Genomic DNA, 18,554 nt, shown 5'->3' with positions numbered 1-18,554 from the left:
AGTCAGCCAACCCCGGCCCTCGCACCCGAGTAGGAACAAAACCTGGGGTAGTCCAACCACGACCCAGCACCGTTCTGAGCGCAGACACACCGCCTTCAGGCTCCCAGGCACTTCCCAGGTTGCTCTAGCGTTATCGCGATATGAGCATCCCGCCATATGAACCCCCGAAGCCTCCGCCGTCAGCTGGCGCAGGTACCACGCTGCTGTGTCCCAAGTGCGCCGGCATCATGAAGACCTACGAACGCAACGGCATCCACCTGGAGCAATGCGACACCTGCCGCGGCATCTTCCTGGACTTCGGTGAGCTCGAGTCGCTTACGCAGATGGAAAACCGGTTCGTCCAGTCCGCTCCGCCGCCGCCAGCACCCCCGCATCAGGGTTACGGCGGGCAGCAGGGCTACGGCGGCTATGACTACGGCCCCGGCTGGGGTCATCGCGGCAACAAGCACTACCGCAAGCAGGGCTTCGGTCGGCTGTTCTTCTCCAGCTAGCCAACCCGGCTAGCCAACTGAGCTGGCCATCCGTGTGCAGGCCGCCATCAGCAACTCGTCATCGCGATGGTGGGCGGCGGCCTGCACCACCGCGGCCCTGGCGAATGGCTCGAGAACCGGCCACGGGTCACCCTCCGGCAAGGCCGGACCGTCGGCATCGCGATACGCGTCGACGAACGCGCCCCAATCGTCATCGGGGATCAGGCCCGCCGCCCAGAAACCCGCGGGCCGAGCCAGGTCCCACGCCGGGTCGCCGAGCCCGAGATCGTCGACATCGATCAACAACCACGGCGACCCGGCATCCCTTCTACCGAGCTGGCCCAAGTGGAAATCGCCATGCACTACCGACAACGGCCGTGCCGCAGACCCCGCACGCCATACCGCGTCCGGTAGAACGGCCGCCGCCCGAAGCACCGTGGCGTCGCGATCATCCCGCAATTCATCCATCGCGCGGCGCAACCGCTGCGGCCAACCGTGCGGCGGGATCCGCCCCACCGGCTCCTCACGGTGCAGGCGGGCCAGCAGCCCACCCGCCTCGGCCCACGGCAGAAATTCAGGTTGCGGCACAACGGTTTCCACATACGGCCACTCGGTGCGCCACCGGTCACCGACGGCTTCGGGTACCGCCCGCAACGGTGACAGCAGGGCCTCCGACTCCGCGGCGACCCGCAACCGCATGGTCAACTGACGCGGGTCGGTTCCCGGCCGGTGCAGCTTGTAGACCACGTCACCATCGACGCGGATCTCTGCACCGGACCGGGTCTGCACCCCTCGACCGTATTACCGCGTGGGCGGCTGAACGCGGGCGGCGACGTTGATGCGGTTCCACGCGTTGATGGTCACCGCCATCGCGATCACCTGACCCAGCTCGCGGTCGGAGAACACCCGCGCCGCACGCTGGTACACCTCGTCGGGCACATGGCCGTCGCCGAGCTCGGTGATCGCCTCGGTCAGCGCCAACGCGGCCCGCTCGCGTTCGGAGAACAGCGGCCCCGCCTCTTCCCACGCGGCAAGCACGTCGAGCTTCTGCGTACTGACGCCATGCTTGCGCGCATCCCGCGTGTGCATGTCGAGACAGAAGGCGCAGTGGTTGATCTGCGACGCCCGGATCTTGATGAGCTCGCCGAGCTCGACGTCGACGTCCTTGGCCGCCGCATTGCTCAACGCCATCATCGCCTCGTACAACTCCGGCGACGTCTTGTAGATCTTGATTCGTTCCAGGGACTCTGAAGTTTCCAATGTCGTTGTCATGCCCATAACGCTAGTGGGCAAAATCCCATCTTCATGGTTAACTTCAGCCGTGACTTCGTGGGCCAATCCCGGTCGTCGTGACCTGTACCTGGATCTCCGCGAGACCATCACACCCGGCGTCCGCGGCGCCAGGGAACTGCTGCTCACCGCGCTACGCGACGCCGTTCGGTCCGGCCGCCTCGCCGCGGGAACCATGCTCCCGCCGTCCCGGTCCCTGGCCGTCGATCTCGGATTGGCCCGCAACACGGTCGCCGAGGCGTACGCCGAGCTCGTCGCCGAAGGATGGCTCGCGTCGCGGCAGGGGGCGGGTACCTGGGTGGTCAACACCAGCGGCGCCCAGCGGCCCGCCCGCCCCCGCGGCACGAACGTGACGCCGACGCACAACCTGATGCCGGGCAATCCGGACGTCGCGGAGTTCCCGCGCAGCGAGTGGGCTGCCGCCACCCGGCGCGCGCTCACCAACGCCCCGACCGAGGCGCTGCGCAGGGGCGACCCGCGCGGCCGGCCCGAACTGCGCGACGCACTCGCCGACTACCTCGCACGGGTGCGCGGAGTCCGAACCTCACCGGAATCGATCCTCATCTGCGCCGGCGTGCGGCATGCCGTGGAACTCATGGGCCGCGTCTTCGGAACCCACCGCCCGATCGCCGTCGAGGCGTACGGCCTATTCGTATTCCGCGACGCGCTCGCCGCGATGGGAATCTCCACTGTCCCAATCGGTCTCGACGACCACGGCGCGATGGTGGCCGAGCTAGACAACCTCGACGTGCCCGCTGTCCTCCTCACCCCCGCCCACCACAATCCCTACGGAATGCCGCTGCATCCCTCGCGGCGCACCGCGGTCGTCGAGTGGGCCCAGCGCACCGACGGCTACGTCCTGGACGACGACTACGACGGCGAGTTCCGCTACGACCGCCAACCGGTCGGCGCGCTGCAGGCGCTCAGCCCCGAACGCGTCGTGTACCTCGGGTCCGCGAGCAAGAGCCTGTCACCGGTGCTCCGGCTCGGCTGGATGGTGCTGCCCACCGACCTCATCGACCCCGTCATCGAGGCCGAAGGCGGCTCCCAGTTCTACGTCGACGGCATCGCCCAACTGACGATGGCCGAGTTCCTCATCAGCGGCGGCTACGACAAACACATCCGCCGCATGCGCATGCGCTACCGGCGACGCCGCGACGTCGTCGTGCAGGCGTTGTCGCACGCCGACATCGAAATCCGCGGACTGGACGCCGGACTGAACCTGACCCTGACGCTGCCCGACGGCGCCGAACAGGAAGTGCTGCAACGAGCCGGCGAGGCCGGCATCGGACTCCAGGGGCTGTCCATCATGCGTCATCCACAGGCCGGCCGCGAGGTCCCGCGCCCCGACGGCCTCGTCATCGGCTTCGGCACTCCGGCCGACCACGCCTTCCCCGCCGCCATCGACGCGTTACGCGCCGTGCTCAATGCCAGCGGAGTGGGTGGCTAAGCTGCCCGGGTGACCGAGCCCCCGATGCGCCCAGACCTGAGTCTCGCGACCCAGATCTGGCGCTTCATCGTCACCGGCGGCTTCAGCGCGATCGTCGACTTCGGCCTGTACGTCCTCCTCTACAAGGGTGCAGGCCTACAACCCGATCTGGCCAAAGTCATCGGCTGGATCGCGGGCACCACGACGGCATACCTGTTGAACCGGCGGTGGACGTTCCAGGCTCCGCCCAGCAGAGCCCGGCTGGTCGCGGTATGGGCGCTCTACATCACGACATTCGTCGTCCAGGTCGGATTGAACCACCTGTTCCTTCGCCTACTGGACTACACACCGACCGCGGTCGTGGTGGCGTTCGTCATCGCGCAGGGCACGGCGACGGTCATCAACTTCGTGGTGCAGCGCGCCGTGATCTTCCGGCTGCGCTGACGCACCCCAATCCACTCAGCGCAGCCGGCCGGGCCGAACCGGGCCGCACGGTACCCTCGTCACGATGTTTGACAACCTTCCGACGACCTCGCGCGCCCTGACCGGGTTCGGGCGCACCGCACCGTCGGTCGCGCAGGTGCTGTCAACACCCGACGTCGAGCTGATCGCCACGGCGGTCCGTGAGGCCAACGATCCCGGTGCGTCGAGCCCGGCATTCCTGCGTCGCGGTGTTCTCGCGCGCGGGCTGGGCAGGTCGTACGGCGATCAGGCGTGCAACGGCGGCGGCCTCGTCGTCGACATGACCGCGCTGAACCGCATCCATTCGATCAGCGCCGACACGGCGCTGGCGGACGTCGATGCCGGAGTGAGCCTCGATCAGCTGATGAAGGCGGCGCTGCCCTTTGGGCTGTGGGTTCCGGTACTGCCCGGCACCCGGCAGGTCACCGTCGGTGGAGCCATCGCCTCCGACATCCACGGCAAGAACCATCACAGCGCGGGCAGCTTCGGCAACCACGTGCTCTGGATGGACCTGCTGATGGCCGACGGCGAAGTACGCACGCTCACGCCCGACGGGCCGGAGAGCGAGCTGTTCTGGGCCACCGTCGGCGGCAACGGCCTGACGGGCATCATCGTGCGCGCCAGCATCGTGATGACGCGCACCGAGACCGCGTACTTCATCGCCGACGGTGTGGCGACCAAAGACCTCGACGAGACCATCGCCGTGCATCTCGACGGCAGCGAGGACCGCTACACCTACTCCAGCGCCTGGTTCGACCTCATCAGCCCGCCACCCAAACTCGGCCGCGCCGCCGTCAGCCGGGGAAGCCTCGCAACGCTGGACCAGCTGCCCCCCAAGCTGGCCAAGAACCCGCTGAAATTCGATGCGCCACAACTGCTGACGGTGCCCAACGTCTTCCCCGTCAGCGCGATGAACAAGCTGTCGTTCATGGCGATCGGCGAGGTCTACTATCGGCTCGGCGGCACGTACAGCGGCAAGATCATGAACCTGTCGCAGTTCTACCACATGCTCGACCTGGTCAGCGGATGGAACAACGCCTACGGCCCAGCAGGTTTCGCGCAGCATCAATTCCTGGTGCCGCCCGATGCGCTCGACGAGTTCAAGGCGATCATCCGCTGGATTCAGACGCGCGGGCACTACTCGGCCCTGAACGTGTTCAAACTGTTCGGACCGGGAAACCGTGCGCCGCTGAGCTTCCCGATGGCCGGTTGGAACGTCGCGATGGACTTTCCCAACAAGGCCGGAGTCAACGAGTTCCTCAACGAGCTCGACGACCGTGTCATGGAATTCGGCGGGCGGGTCTACACCGCGAAGGACTCCCGCGTCAGCGCGGAGAGATTCCACCAGATGTATCCCCTCATCGACGAGTGGATCGCGGTGCGCCGCAAGGCAGATCCGAACGGCGTCTTCGCATCCGATATGGCCCGACGCTTGGAGCTGCTCTAAACATGGTTCTTGATGCCACCGGTAATCCCCAGACCATCCTGCTGCTCGGCGGTACCTCCGAGATCGGGCTGGCGATCTGCGAGCGCTTCCTGCGCAACGCCAAGGCCCGCGTCGTGCTCGCCGACGTCCCGGGCCACCCCAAGCGTGACGACGCCATCGCCCAGATGGAGGCCGCCGGCGCGAAATCCGTCGAGTGGATCGACTTCGACGGCGTCGACACCGACAGCCACCCCGAGGTCATCGACGCCGCCTTCGCCGGAGGCGACGTCGACGTGGCCATCGTGGCGTTCGGCCTGCTCGGCGACGCCGAGGAACTGTGGCAGAACCAGCGCAAGGCCGTGCAGATCGCCGAGATCAACTACACCGCCGCGGTTTCGGTCGGTGTACTCCTCGGCGAGAAGATGCGTGCGCAGGGTTTCGGCCGCATCATCGCAATGAGTTCGGCCGCCGGAGAGCGGGTACGGCGTTCGAACTTCGTCTACGGATCGACCAAGGCCGGCCTGGACGGCTTCTATCTCGGACTTGGAGAAGCACTGCGCGAGTTCGGTGTTCGAGTGCTGGTGATCAGGCCCGGCCAGGTGCGTACCGGCACGACGATCGCGTACTGGAAAGCCACCGGCGCCAAGGAAGCGCCGTTCACGGTCGACAAGGAAGACGTCGCCGAACTGGCGGTCGCGGCATCGGCCAAGGGCAAGGATCTGGTGTGGGCGCCGGGAGCGTTTCGGTACGTGATGATGGTGATCCGGCACATTCCGCGCGCGATCATGCGCAAGCTGCCGATCTAGCCATGCGGGGCGCGCTGGCCACGCTGGGCCAGATGGCCGTGGCGGTCATCATCGCGGTGACCGTGGCCGCGGTGTCCCTCGTCGCGATCGCGCGCGTGGAATGGCCGGCCTACAACTCGTCGAACCAGCTGCACGCCCTGACCACCGTCGGCCAATTCGCCTGTCTGGCTGGTCTGTTCGCGTCCGGGCTACTGTGGCGGCGAGGTCGACGCGTCCTGGCCCGGCTGTCGACGCTGCTGTTCCTGTCGGCGTTCTCGGTCGTGACGCTGGCGATGCCGTTGGGTGCGACGAAGCTGTACCTGTTCGGCATCTCCGTCGACCAGCAGTTCCGCACCGAGTACCTGACACGCCTCGCCGACAGCCCCGGCCTGCACGACATGACCTACTACGGTCTGCCGCCGTTCTATCCGCCGGGCTGGTTCTGGATCGGTGGCCGGATGGCGGCGCTGAGCGGCACCCCCGCGTGGGAGATGTTCAAGCCGTGGTCCATCATCTCGATCACCATCGCGATCGTGCTGGCATTCGTGTTGTGGGCCGCCATGATCCGCTTCGAGTACGCGCTCATCGTGACGACCGCGACCGCCGCGGCCACGCTCGCGTATTCGCCCGCCGAGCCGTACGCCGCCGTCATCACCGTGTTGCTGCCACCGGTCTTCGTGCTCGCGTGGTCGGGGCTGCGGGGCGGTCATCGTAAGGGCGGGTGGGCGGCCGTCATCGCAACGGGTGTGTTTCTCGGTGTCGCAGCGCTGTTCTACTCGCTGCTGCTCGGCTACGCCGCGTTCACGCTGGCGATCATGGCGTTCACCCTCGCCGCGGTTCGCCGTTCCGTCGATCCACTGCTGAGACTGCTTGTCATCGCAGCGATCTCGGCGGCCATGTGGCTGATCGGCCTTGGCCCGTGGCTGCTGGCCGCATCCAGGGGCGAGCCCGCCGAGTCGGGTACGGCGATGCACTACCTGCCGGAAGCGGGCGCCAATCTCGAATTCCCGATGCTGCGCTTCACCCTGCTCGGCATGCTCTGCATGCTCGGCACGCTGTGGCTGGTGTGGCGCGCCCGCTCGTCGACCCGCGCGGGTGCGCTGGCCGTCGGCGTGCTCGCCGTCTACGCGTGGTCGCTGCTGTCGATGCTCACCACGCTGGCCGGCACCACCCTGCTGTCGTTCCGGCTGCAGCCGGCGCTGACGGTGCTGCTGGCCGCGGCGGGCGCCTTCGGCTTCATCGAAGTCAGCTTGGCGATCGCGCACAGGTATCAACCCGAAACCGCCAAGCGGGTCGTCGCCGCGGCGGCGACGCTCGGCACCCTCGGCGCGCTGACCTTCGCACAGGACATCCCCGACGTGCTGCGCCCCGACATCGTCGTCGCCTACACCGACACCGACGGCTACGGCCAGCGCGCCGACCGTCGGCCCCCCGGAGCCGAGCGCTACTACCGCGAGATCGACGCCAGGATCGGCGAGGTGACGGGTCGGCCGCGCCACGAGACCGTCGTACTCACGGCGGACTACAGCTTCCTGTCGTACTACCCCTATTACGGCTTCCAGGGGCTGACGTCGCACTACGCGAACCCGCTTGCCCAATTCGAGAAGCGCGCGGACACCATCGAGGGCTGGGCCACGCTGACCGACGCCGACCAGTTCATCGACAACCTTGACGCACTGCCGTGGAAGGCGCCCGACGTCTTCCTGATGCGCCGGGGCGGCCCGTCCGGTGCGGCTGACACCTACACGTTGCGACTGGCGTCGGACGTCTACCCTAACCAGCCCAACGTCCGGCGCTACCACGTCGCACTCGACAAGACCTTGTTCGACGATCCGCGCTTCGATGTGTCCGACATCGGGCCGTTCGTGCTGGCAATTCGGCTGCCCAACTAGGATCAACCCCCGTGATCGCCGCCGGGAGTAACCACCGGACTGCACGGCTTATCGCCATCGTCGCCGGATTGGTCGGAGCGGCGCTGGCGATCGCCACCCCGCTGCTGCCGGTGACGCAGACCACCGCGCAGCTCAACTGGCCGCAGAACGGGGTGCTGCAAAGCGTCGACGCGCCGCTGATCGGCTACGTAGCCACCGATCTGACGATCACGGTGCCGTGCAGCGCGGCGGCCGGCCTTGCCGGTCAGGAGAACCGCGGCCGCACCGTGTTGTTGTCCACGGTGCCCAAGCAGGCACCCAAGGCGATCGACCGCGGTCTGCTGATCGAACGGGTCAACAACGACCTGCTCGTCATCGTCCGCAACACCCCGGTGGTCAGCGCACCGCTGAACCAGGTGCTCAGCCCGGCGTGCCAGAAGCTCACGTTCACCGCTCAGGCCGACAAGGTGACCGGCGAATTCGTCGGCCTTAAGAAGGGGCCCGACTCCGATGATCCCGGCGCGCCCCTGCGCGGTGAGCGCGGCGGGTACGACTTCCGCCCGCAGATCGTCGGCGTCTTCACCGATCTGTCCGGCCCGGCGCCGCCCGGCCTGCAGTTCTCGGCGACGCTGGACACCCGCTACAGCAGTTCGCCGACGCTGCTGAAGCTGCTCACGATCATCGTCGGGGTGGCGTTGACGATCGTCTCGCTCGGCTCCCTGCACGTGCTGGACACCGCCGACGGCCGATCGGTCAAGCGCTTCCTGCCGCCGCGCTGGTGGTCGGTCAAGCCGTTGGACGGTGTGGTCACCGCGGTGCTGGTGTGGTGGCACTTCGTCGGAGCCAACACCGCCGACGACGGCTACATCCTCACGATGGCGCGGGTGTCCGAACACGCCGGTTACATGGCCAACTACTACCGATGGTTCGGCACCCCCGAGGCGCCGTTCGGCTGGTACTACGACCTGCTGGCCCTGTGGGCGCACGTCAGCACCAACAGCGTCTGGATGCGGCTGCCCACTCTCGCGATGGCGCTGGCGTGCTGGTGGGTGATCAGTCGCGAGGTGCTGCCGCGACTTGGCCACGCCGTCAAGACCAGCCAGGCCGCGGCGTGGACCGCGGCGGGAATGTTCCTCGCGTTCTGGCTGCCGCTGAACAACGGCCTGCGTCCTGAACCGATCATCGCGCTCGGCATCCTGCTCACCTGGTGCTCGGTCGAACGGGGCGTGGCCACCAGCAGGGTGCTCCCGGTGGCCATCGCCATCATCATCGGTGCACTCACGCTGTTCTCCGGACCGACGGGCATCGCCGCGGTCGGCGCGCTGCTCGTCGCGGTTGGGCCCCTGAAAACCATTGTGGCCGCTCATACTTCGCGATTCGGGTACCTGGCGCTGCTCGCCCCGATCCTCGCGGCAGGCACCGTGACGATCTTCCTGATCTTCCGCGACCAGACGTTGGCCGGCGAACTGCAGGCCAGCACGTTCAAGTCGGCCGTCGGCCCCAGCCTGAGCTGGTTCGACGAGCACATCCGCTACGAGCGACTGTTCACGACCAGCCCGGACGGCTCGGTGGCCCGCCGGTTCGCGGTGCTCACCCTGCTGTTGACGCTCGCGGTGTCGGCGGCGATGTCGTTGCGCAAGTACCGGATTCCGGGGACCGCGCTCGGGCCCGGCCGCCGCATCATCGGCATCACGGTGATCTCGTTCCTGGCGCTGATGTTCACTCCGACCAAGTGGACGCATCACTTCGGCGTGTTCGCCGGGTTGGCTGGGTCGCTCGGCGCGCTTGCCGCGGTCGCCGTCACCGCGGTCGCGATGCGCTCGCGCCGCAACCGCTCGGTGTTCGCGGCAGCGGTGCTGTTCGTGATGGCGTTGTCGTTCGCGACCGTCAACGGGTGGTGGTACGTCTCCAACTTCGGGGTGCCGTGGTCCAACCAGTTCCCCGAGTGGAAGTTCGGCTTCACCACCATGCTGCTGGGCTTCTCGGTCCTCGCGCTGCTACTCGCGGCGTGGTTCCACTTCTCCGGGCGCGATCAATCACCGCCTGGCCCGCCGACCCGGTGGCAGCGGATCATCCAGTCGCCGTTGGCGATTGCGACATGGGTGCTGGTCGTGTTCGAGGTGCTCTCGCTGACGCTGGCGATGGTCGACCAGTATCCGGCCTGGAGCGTCGGCCGATCCAACCTCGAAGCGGTGGCGGGCAAATCCTGCGGGATGGCCGAGGACGTGCTCGTCGAAGAAGACCCCAACGCCGCCATGCTGGAGCCCGTCGACACCCCCGTCGGCGATGCTCTGGGAGCACTGACCGCAGAAGGCTTCGGGCCCAACGGAATTCCGTCCGACGTGTCGGCCGACGAATCCGCGAGCGGTCCCGGCACCGCCACCAACTTCGCCGACACCCCTGAAGCCGAGGACACCGCAGGCGAGGCGGGCACCGAGGGCGGCACCACCGCCGCGGCGGGCGTCAACGGATCCCGGGCGCGCCTGCCCTACGGTCTCGACCCGGCCACCACACCGGTGATGGGCAGCTGGCGCAGCGGCACACAGCAGCCGGCCGAGCTTCGCTCCGCGTGGTACCGGCTGCCCGAAGATCGCGATGACGCGGGCCCGCTGCTGGTGGTCGCCGCCGCCGGCCGCTTCGACCCGGGCGAGGTCACCCTGCAGTGGGCGAACGACGAACAGGCGGCGGCCGACGAGCCGGGCGGCGGCGTCGGGTTCGCCGACGTCGGCGCGGTGCCGGCCTGGCGCAACCTGCGCGCCCCGATGGCCGCGATTCCCACCGACGCCACCCAGGTGCGGCTGGTCGCCAACGACGACGACCTCAACCCACAGCACTGGATCGCCGTCACCCCGCCGCGAATACCGCAGCTGCGCACACTGCAGGATGTCGTCGGCACCCAGGATCCGGTGCTGCTGGACTGGCTGGTGGGCCTCGCGTTCCCGTGCCAGCGCCCCTTCGCCCATCAATACGGCCTCACCGAGGTGCCCAAGTGGCGCATCCTGCCCGACCGGTTCGGCGCCGAGGCCAACTCGCCGGTCATGGACTACCTCGGCGGCGGTCCGCTGGGCATCACGGAACTGCTGGTGCGGGCCACCACGGTGCCCAGCTACCTCAAGGACGACTGGTTCCGCGACTGGGGTGCGCTGCAGCAGCTCACGCCGTGGTACCCGAACGCCGAGCCCGCCCGGCTGGAACTCGGAAAGGCCACGCGTAGCGGGCTGTGGAGCCCGGCGCCGCTGCGACTGTCCTGACGACAACGGCGTCCGACGTGACGGGTCGCGGCCCGCCGGAGTAACCACGTGGCGGAAATTCGAACCGAATCGCGCCATGCCGTTACAAGGGCCGTTACGAGGGGCGCATCGGCCCGCCGGTCAATATCAAGCTGCGCACGGCCCCGCATGGTCGGCGCGGACAGCCCCGTCGCATACCATCGAGCCTCGTGCCACGCGACGAACAAGAGCGGACCTACCGGTTCGCGCGCCTGATCGCGGTCGTCGCAGGCATCGCCGGGCTGCTGCTGTGCGGGCTGGTTCCGCTGCTGCCGGTCAAACAGACCACCGCCACCATTCTGTGGCCCCAGACGTCCAGCCCCGACGGGCTGATCACCGACATCACCGCACCGCTGGTGTCCGGCGCACCCCTGGCCCTCGACATCTCGATCCCCTGCCAGGCCGTCGCCACCCTGCCCGAAGAGGGCGGCCTGGTCGTGTCGACCGTGCCGCCCGCCGGTATCGACTCCAGCCGCAACGGCCTGTTCGTCCGCGCCACCGAAGATGTCGTGGTGGTCGCGGTGCGTGACTCCGTCGCCGCGGTGGCACCCCGATCCGCCGTGGAGTCCGGCGCGTGCAGCACGCTGCACCTCTGGGCCAACCCCGGCGAGGTCGGCGCCGACTTCATCGGCATCCCCGGCGCGGCGGGCACCCTGTCGGCCGAGAAGAAGCCACAGGTCGCCGGCGTCTTCACCGATCTCGAGGTGGCCGCACAGGCGGGGCTGTCGGGCCGCATCGACATCGACACCCGTTTCATCACCTCGCCGACAACGCTCAAGCTGGCCGTGATGGTGCTCGGGGTGGTCTGTGTGATCGCGTCGATGGTGGCGATGGCCGTCCTCGACCGCCGCCGGAGCCGCAGGGTCGCCCACGCATGGCGGCGATTCTGGCGGGTGGGCTGGGCCACCTGGCTCGCCGACATCGGCGTCGTCGGCACGCTGCTGCTCTGGCACATCATCGGCGCACTGTCCTCGGACGACGGCTACAACCTGACCATCGCCAGGGTGTCCACCGAGGCCGGCTACACCGCGAACTACTACCGCTTCTTCGGCGCCACCGAAGCGCCCTTCGACTGGTATCAGTCGGTGCTCGCGCACCTCGCGGCGATCAGCACCGCGAGCGTGTGGATGCGCATCCCCGCGACGCTGGCCGGCATCGGCGCCTGGCTGATCCTGAGCCGCTGGGTGCTACCCCGGCTGGGCGCGCGCCTTGCTGCGAACCGCGTCACCGTATGGACAGCGGGAGCGGTGTTCCTGGCGGCCTGGCTGCCGTTCAACAACGGGCTGCGTCCCGAACCGCTCATCGCGTTCGGTGTCATCGCGGCCTGGGCACTGGTCGAGTACGCGATCGGCACCCGACGGCTGCTGCCCTACGCGGTCGCCATCGTGGTGGCCGCGTTCTCGGTGACGCTGGCGCCGCAGGGCCTGATCGCGGTCGCGCCGCTGCTCGTCGGCGCTCGCGCCGTCGCACGCATCATCCGCGACCGTCGCGCGCTCGACGGAGTCCTCGCACCGCTGGCCACCCTGCTCTCGTCGGCGGCCCTGCTCTTCGTCATCGTGTTCCGCGACCAGACCCTGGCCACCGTCGCCGAGTCGGCACGCATCAAATACGTCGTCGGACCCACGATCGCCTGGTATCAGGACTTCCTGCGCTACTACTTCCTGACTGTCGAGGACAGCGTCGACTCCTCGCTGACACGTCGCTTCGCGGTGCTGGTGCTGCTGCTGTGCCTGTTCGGCATGCTCGCGGTCCTGCTGCGCAGGAGTGCGGTGCCCGGTATGGCGCGCGGACCGGTGTGGCGGCTGATCGGGACGACGGCCATCGGCCTGCTGCTACTGACGTTCACACCGACGAAGTGGGCGGTGCAGTTCGGAGCGTTCGCCGCGCTGGCCGGTGCACTCGGCGCCGTCACGGCGTTCTCGTTCGCCAGGGTCGGACTGCACAGCCGACGCAACATCGCGCTGTACGTGACAGCGCTGCTGTTCGTATTGGCCTGGGCGACTTCGGGTATCAACGGCTGGTTCTACGTCGGTAATTACGGGGTGCCGTGGTTCGACAAGCAGCCGGTGATCGCCGGATTCCCCGTGCTGACCATCTTCCTGGTGCTGGCGATTCTGACGGGCCTGCTCGCCGGTTGGCTGCACTTCCGCATGGACTACACCGGTCACACCGAGGTCGCCAGCACCGGCCGCAACCGGGCGTTGGCATCGACGCCGCTGTTGGTCGTCGCCGTCATCATGGTGGTGCTCGAAGTCGGCTCACTGGCCAAGGGCGCCGCCCAGCGCTACCCCGTCTACACCACCGCGAAGGCCAACGTCGCCGCCCTGACGTCCGGCCTGTCCTCCACCAGCTGCGCCATGGCCGACGACGTGCTCGTCGAACCGGACACCAATGCCGGGATGCTGCAACCGGTTCCGGGCCAGCGGTTCGGTGAGTACGGGCCGCTCGGCGGCGAGGATCCGGTGGGCTTCACGCCGAACGGCGTCAGCGACACCCTCGAGCCCGCCGAGCCCGTCACCGCCAACCCCGGTCTGGTCAACTCCGACGGCTCCCCCAACGAACCGAACGTCGGCATCGGCTACGCGGCGGGCACCGGCGGCGGCTACGGACCCGTCGGCGTCAACGGATCCAACGTCTTCCTGCCGTTCGGCCTGGATCCCAAGCGCACCCCGGTGATGGGCAGCTACGACGAGAACACCCTTGCGGCCAAGGTCACGTCGGCGTGGTACCAATTGCCGCCGCGGACCCCGGACCGGCCGTTGGTGACCGTCGCCGCCGCAGGCGCCATCTGGTACTACGAGGAGGACGGCTCCTTCAATTACGGGCAGTCGCTGAAACTGCAGTGGGGTGTGCATCGCCCCGACGGCAGCTATCAGGCCCTCGGCGATGTGCAGCCCATCGACATCTTCCCCCAAAAGGCCTGGCGCAACCTGCGTTTCCCGCTCGCATGGGCGCCGCCGGAGGCCAACGTCGCGCGCATCGTCGCCGACGACCCCAACCTCTCCGATGACCAGTGGTTCGCCTTCACCCCGCCGCGGGTGCCCGTGCTCGAAACCGCCCAACAACTGCTCGGATCGGAAACGCCGGTGATGCTGGACATCGCGACGGCGGCGAACTTCCCCTGCCAGCGTCCGTTCTCCGAACACCTCGGCGTCGCAGAGCTTCCGGAGTACCGCATTCAGCCCAACTTCAAGCAGATCGTGTCGTCGTCGAACATGTGGCAGTCCGCGCAGGACGGCGGACCGTTCCTGTTCATCCAGGCGCTGCTGCGCACCACGGCCGTCCCGAGCTACCTGCGTGACGACTGGTACCGCGACTGGGGTTCCATCGAGCGCTACCAGCGGGTGGTACCGGCATCGCGGGCGCCGAACGCCAACGTCGAACAGGGCACGCAACGCGTCTTCGGCTGGAGTCGCAACGGACCGATCAGGGCGCTGCCATGAACGGGACCATGACTGAGCTTCGGGACCAGAGGGGCGTGCAGACGGCGCGTTGGGTGGCGATGATCGCCGGGCTCATCGGCTTCGTCCTGTCCGTGGCGACACCGCTGCTGCCGGTGGTGCAGACCACGGCGACGCTCAACTGGCCGCAGGCCGGGCAGATGAACAACGTTACGGCGCCGCTGATCTCGCTGACCCCGGTGTCGATGACGGCGACGGTGCCCTGCGACGTCATCCGTGCGCTGCCGCCGCGCGGCGGAATGGTCCTCGGGACGGCGCCGAAGGACGGCAAGCAGGCTGCGCTGCAGGGCCTGTTCGTCACGGTCTCCGCGCAGCGGGTGGACATCACCGACCGCAACGTTGTAGTGGCCAGCGTGCCGCGGCAGCGGGTGCAGTCCCCGGAGTGTCAGCGCATCGAGATCACGTCGTCGGAGGCTGGCACGTTCGCGACGTTCGTCGGGCTGCGGAAAGCCGATGGGACGGAGCAGTACACGGGCTTCGTCGATCCGAACCTGCGGCCGCAGATCGTCGGCGTCTTCACCGACCTGACGGGACCGGCGCCGCCGGGGCTCTCGGTGTCGGCGGTGATCGACACCCGGTTCACCACGCACCCAACGGCTTTGAAGCTCTCGGCGATGGTGCTGGCGATGGTCGCGACGATCATCGCGCTGGTCGCGCTGTGGAAGTTGGACCAGGTCGACGGCCGGCGGATGCGACGTGTCATCCCGTCGCGGTGGCGCACCTTCAGCGCCACCGATGTGGTGGTCGTCGGCGGCTTCATGCTGTGGCACATCATCGGCGCGAACTCGTCCGACGACGGCTATCAGCTTCAGATGGCGCGCATCGCGGGCCACGCCGGCTACATGTCGAACTACTTCCGATGGTTCGGCAGCCCAGAGGATCCGTTCGGCTGGTATTACAACCTGCTGGCGCTGATGACCAGCGTCAGCGATTCGAGTATCTGGATCCGGCTGCCCGACCTGGTGTGCGGAATCGTGTGCTGGCTCTTGCTGTCCCGCGAGGTGTTGCCGAGGCTGGGCCCCGCGGTGGCGTCCAGCCGCGCGGCGGTGTGGGCGGCGGGCCTGGTTCTGCTGGCGGCGTGGATGCCGTTCAACAACGGACTGCGGCCGGAAGGCCAGATCGCCACCGGCGCGCTCATCACCTACGTCCTGATCGAGCGGGCCATCGCCTCGGGGCGGATGACACCGGCGGCTCTGGCCACCCTGACCGCCGCATTCACCCTGGGCATCCAGCCCACCGGGCTCATCGCGGTCGCCGCGCTGCTGGCGGGCGGGCGGCCGATCCTGCGGATCCTCGTGCGCAGACACCGCCTCGTAGGCACCTGGCCGCTGGTGTTGCCGATGCTGGCCGCGGGAACGGTGATCCTGACCGTCGTCTTCGCCGACCAGACGATCGCAACGGTGATGGAAGCCACTAGAATTCGCACGTCCGTCGGGCCCGCACAGGAGTGGTGGACCGAGAACCTGCGCTACTACTACCTCATTCTGCCGACCGTCGACGGCTCGTTGTCGCGCCGGTTCGGGTTCCTGATCACTGCGCTGGCCCTGTTCGCCTCGTTGTTCATCCTGTTGCGGCGCAAGCGCATTCCCGGCGTGGCCCGCGGTCCCGCGTGGCGACTGATCGGCACGATCTTCGGCACGATCTTCTTCCTGCAGTTCGCGCCGACCAAGTGGGTGCATCACTTCGGACTGTTCGCCGCGGTGGGCGCCGCGATGGCGGCATTGGCGACGGTGCTGGTTTCGCGGTCGGTGCTGCGCTGGTCGCGCAACCGGATGGCGGTCGTCGCAGCGGTATTGTTCCTGCTGGCATTGTGTTTCGCGACCACCAACGGGTGGTGGTACGTGTCGAGTTACGGTGTTCCGTTCAACAACGCGATGCCGAAGATCGGTCCGGTCACCGTCAGCACCATCTTCTTCGCGCTGTTCGCCCTCGCCGCGATATGGGCCGCGTTCCTGCACTTCGCGGACCGGCGCTGGGGTGAGGACCGCGTGACGAGGGCCATCACGGCCGCACCGATTCCCGTTGCGGCGGGATTCATGGTGCTGGTGTTCGTCGGCTCGATGCTCGCGGGTGTGGTGCGTCAGTACCCGACGTATTCCAATGCGTGGGCGAACCTGCGCGCCTTCACCGGCGGGTGCGGTCTGGCCGACGACGTGCTGGTGGAACCCGACCCGAACGACGGCTACCTAAAGGCGCTACCGGGTGACTACGGTCCGCTGGGCCCGCTGGGCGGTGTCGGCGCGACCGGATTCACGCCCAACGGTGTGCCGGAAAAGATTGTCGCCGAGACGATCCGGATGAACCTGCCGATGCCCGGCACCGACTACGACTGGGATCAGCCGACGAAGCGCAAGACGCCGGGTGTCAACCGATCGACGGTTCCACTGCCCTACGGCCTCGACCCGGCACGGGTTCCGTTGGCCGGCAGCTACGTTCAGGGCCCCCAGCAGCAGAGCCGGCTGACGTCGGCATGGTACGAGCTGCCGCCGCGCGAGGATGCTCACCCCCTCGTGGTCATCACTGCGGCGGGCACCATCACCGGCGACAGCGTGTTCAACGGGCGGACCGAGGGTCAGACCGTCGAACTCGAGTACGCGCTGCGCGGCCCGGATGGCAACCCCGTTCCCGCGGGCCGGCTGGTGCCCTACGACCTCGGACCGGCCCCGTCATGGCGCAATCTGCGGTTCCCCCGGGAGCAGATTCCCGCCGACGCGGTCGCGGTGCGCGTCGTGGCCGAAGACCTTTCGCTGACTACTGGTGACTGGATCGCCGTCACCCCGCCGCGGGTGCCGGAACTGCGCTCGGTGCAGGAGTACGTCGGATCGGACCAGCCGGTCCTGATGGACTGGGCGGTTGGGCTGGCGTTCCCCTGCCAGCAGCCGATGCTGCACGCCAACGGTGTCACCGAGGTTCCCAAGTACCGGATCACGCCGGATTACAACGCGAAGCGCAAGGACACCGACACCTGGCAAGACGGTCTCAACGGCGGCCTGCTCGGCATCAGCGACCTCCTGCTGCGCGCCCACGTGATGGCGACGTACCTGTCGAACGACTGGGGCCGGGACTGGGGCTCGCTGCGCAAGTTCGACACCATTGTCGAAGCCCAAGTGGCGCAGCTTGAGTTCGGGACCACCACCCACAGCGGGCTGTACTCACCCGGACACATCAGGATCAAGCCATGACGTCGGACCGGGTTCGCCTCGGCGGCGCAACGCTCACACGAGTCATCGAGACCCAGGTCGACAATCTGCCGACCGAGGTGTTCCCCTTCACGCCGCCGGATGTCTGGCGCGAAGACACGGAGTTCCAGCCGACCTACTGGAATGAGGACGGCTGGCGAATCGCCATGCAGATCTGGGTCATTCAGGTCGACGGCCAGACCGTGCTCATCGATACCGGCGCGGGCAACGACAAGGCCCGCCCGCTGATGTCGGTGCTGGATCATCTGCAGACCGATTTCCTCGGTGCGCTGGGAGGTGCGGGCTTCGAGCCCGCCGACATCGACGTCGTCGTGAACACCCATCTGCACTTCGACCACGTCGGCTGGAACACCAGGCGCGACGGCGAGGCGTGGGTGCCGACGTTCCCCAACGCGCGCTACCTGGTACCCGAAGCCGACTACCGGCACTTCTGCCCCGATGGTCCGGCGCAGACGTCGAAGCCCGAGTCACCCGAAGCGGAAGCGACGCAGCAGCATGTCCGAACGGTGTTCGCGGACAGCGTGTCTCCGGTGGACGGGCAGATCGAGATGTGGTCCGGCGACCACCGGCTCAGCGATTCGCTGTGGCTGCGTCCCGCACCGGGACACACGCCGGGCGCTTCGGTGGTGTGGCTGGACGCGGGTAAGCCCGCGGTGTTCGTCGGCGACCTGACCCATTGCCCGATGCAGTTGCACCGGCCCAACGATCCGTGTGCGTGGGACGAGGACTTCGACGCGGCGGCGGCGACCCGTAAACGCGTGCTGACCGAAGCGGCACGGCGGCGCGCCGCGGTGATCCCCGCGCACTATCCGGGACACGGCGGCGCGACGGTGGTCGCGCGCGGCGACGCGTTCATGGTCGATGACTGGCTGGAACTTCCGCCGATCTGAG

At 68.0% G+C, this 18,554-nt stretch carries 12 protein-coding genes; 10 read left to right on the top strand and 2 right to left on the bottom strand.

Features of this window, described 5'->3' with window-relative positions; all coding sequences use genetic code 11:
• The first annotated feature begins 140 nt into the window (after positions 1-140).
• Entirely contained in the window at positions 141-491 is a 351-nt protein-coding gene (locus tag M1248_RS06250; protein ID WP_163733173.1) for a zf-TFIIB domain-containing protein, read from the top strand.
• 9 nt (positions 492-500) lie between these two features.
• On the opposite strand, the gene M1248_RS06245 is transcribed toward M1248_RS06250, so the two are convergent.
• Both M1248_RS06245 and M1248_RS06240 read right to left on the bottom strand, forming a co-directional pair.
• The gene (locus M1248_RS06245) at positions 501-1,259 is read right to left on the bottom strand and encodes an aminoglycoside phosphotransferase family protein (RefSeq protein ID WP_317147846.1); all 759 of its coding nucleotides are present in this window, start codon (positions 1,257-1,259) and stop codon (positions 501-503) included.
• A 12-nt stretch (positions 1,260-1,271) separates the two neighbouring features.
• On the bottom strand, positions 1,272-1,742 hold the full coding sequence (locus M1248_RS06240; protein ID WP_317147845.1) for a carboxymuconolactone decarboxylase family protein: 471 nt from the start codon (positions 1,740-1,742) through the stop codon (positions 1,272-1,274).
• On the opposite strand from M1248_RS06240, the gene M1248_RS06235 reads away from it, so the two are divergent.
• The 9 genes from M1248_RS06235 (at position 1,741) to M1248_RS06195 (ending at position 18,553) form a co-directional block, all read left to right on the top strand.
• Positions 1,741-3,210 (top strand): PLP-dependent aminotransferase family protein, encoded by a 1,470-nt coding sequence (locus tag M1248_RS06235; protein ID WP_410506625.1) that lies wholly within the window; start codon positions 1,741-1,743, stop codon positions 3,208-3,210. The genes M1248_RS06240 and M1248_RS06235 overlap by 2 nt on opposite strands.
• Positions 3,211-3,234: 24 nt before the next feature.
• A complete protein-coding gene (locus M1248_RS06230) occupies positions 3,235-3,633 on the top strand; it encodes a GtrA family protein (RefSeq protein WP_163738010.1) in 399 nt (132 codons plus the stop codon).
• Between the two features lie 64 nt (positions 3,634-3,697).
• Positions 3,698-5,098: an FAD-binding oxidoreductase gene (locus M1248_RS06225; RefSeq protein WP_163733161.1), complete on the top strand. Its 1,401-nt coding sequence runs from the start codon at positions 3,698-3,700 to the stop codon at positions 5,096-5,098.
• A 2-nt stretch (positions 5,099-5,100) separates the two neighbouring features.
• A complete protein-coding gene (locus M1248_RS06220; RefSeq protein WP_317147843.1) occupies positions 5,101-5,883 on the top strand; it encodes a decaprenylphospho-beta-D-erythro-pentofuranosid-2-ulose 2-reductase in 783 nt (260 codons plus the stop codon).
• A 2-nt stretch (positions 5,884-5,885) separates the two neighbouring features.
• Positions 5,886-7,754 (top strand): galactan 5-O-arabinofuranosyltransferase, encoded by a 1,869-nt coding sequence (locus tag M1248_RS06215; RefSeq protein ID WP_317147864.1) that lies wholly within the window; start codon positions 5,886-5,888, stop codon positions 7,752-7,754.
• 11 nt (positions 7,755-7,765) lie between these two features.
• A complete protein-coding gene (locus M1248_RS06210) occupies positions 7,766-10,984 on the top strand; it encodes an arabinosyltransferase domain-containing protein (RefSeq protein WP_317147842.1) in 3,219 nt (1,072 codons plus the stop codon).
• A gap of 188 nt (positions 10,985-11,172) precedes the next feature.
• Complete coding sequence (locus M1248_RS06205; RefSeq protein WP_317147841.1) at positions 11,173-14,445, top strand: arabinosyltransferase domain-containing protein; 3,273 nt, start codon at positions 11,173-11,175, stop codon at positions 14,443-14,445.
• Positions 14,442-17,645 (top strand): arabinosyltransferase domain-containing protein, encoded by a 3,204-nt coding sequence (locus M1248_RS06200; protein ID WP_317147840.1) that lies wholly within the window; start codon positions 14,442-14,444, stop codon positions 17,643-17,645. The genes M1248_RS06205 and M1248_RS06200 overlap by 4 nt, the downstream gene beginning before the upstream one ends.
• Positions 17,642-18,553: an MBL fold metallo-hydrolase gene (locus M1248_RS06195; protein WP_317147839.1), complete on the top strand. Its 912-nt coding sequence runs from the start codon at positions 17,642-17,644 to the stop codon at positions 18,551-18,553. Before M1248_RS06200 ends, M1248_RS06195 begins: the two co-directional genes overlap by 4 nt.
• The last annotated feature ends 1 nt before the right edge of the window (position 18,554 follow it).

The organism is Mycobacterium sp. 29Ha (assembly GCF_032883055.1).
GTDB classification, from domain to species: domain Bacteria; phylum Actinomycetota; class Actinomycetes; order Mycobacteriales; family Mycobacteriaceae; genus Mycobacterium; species Mycobacterium gallinarum.
The sequence above is the reverse complement of the archived record's forward strand: the minus strand, read 5'-3'. Positions and strand labels throughout refer to the sequence as shown.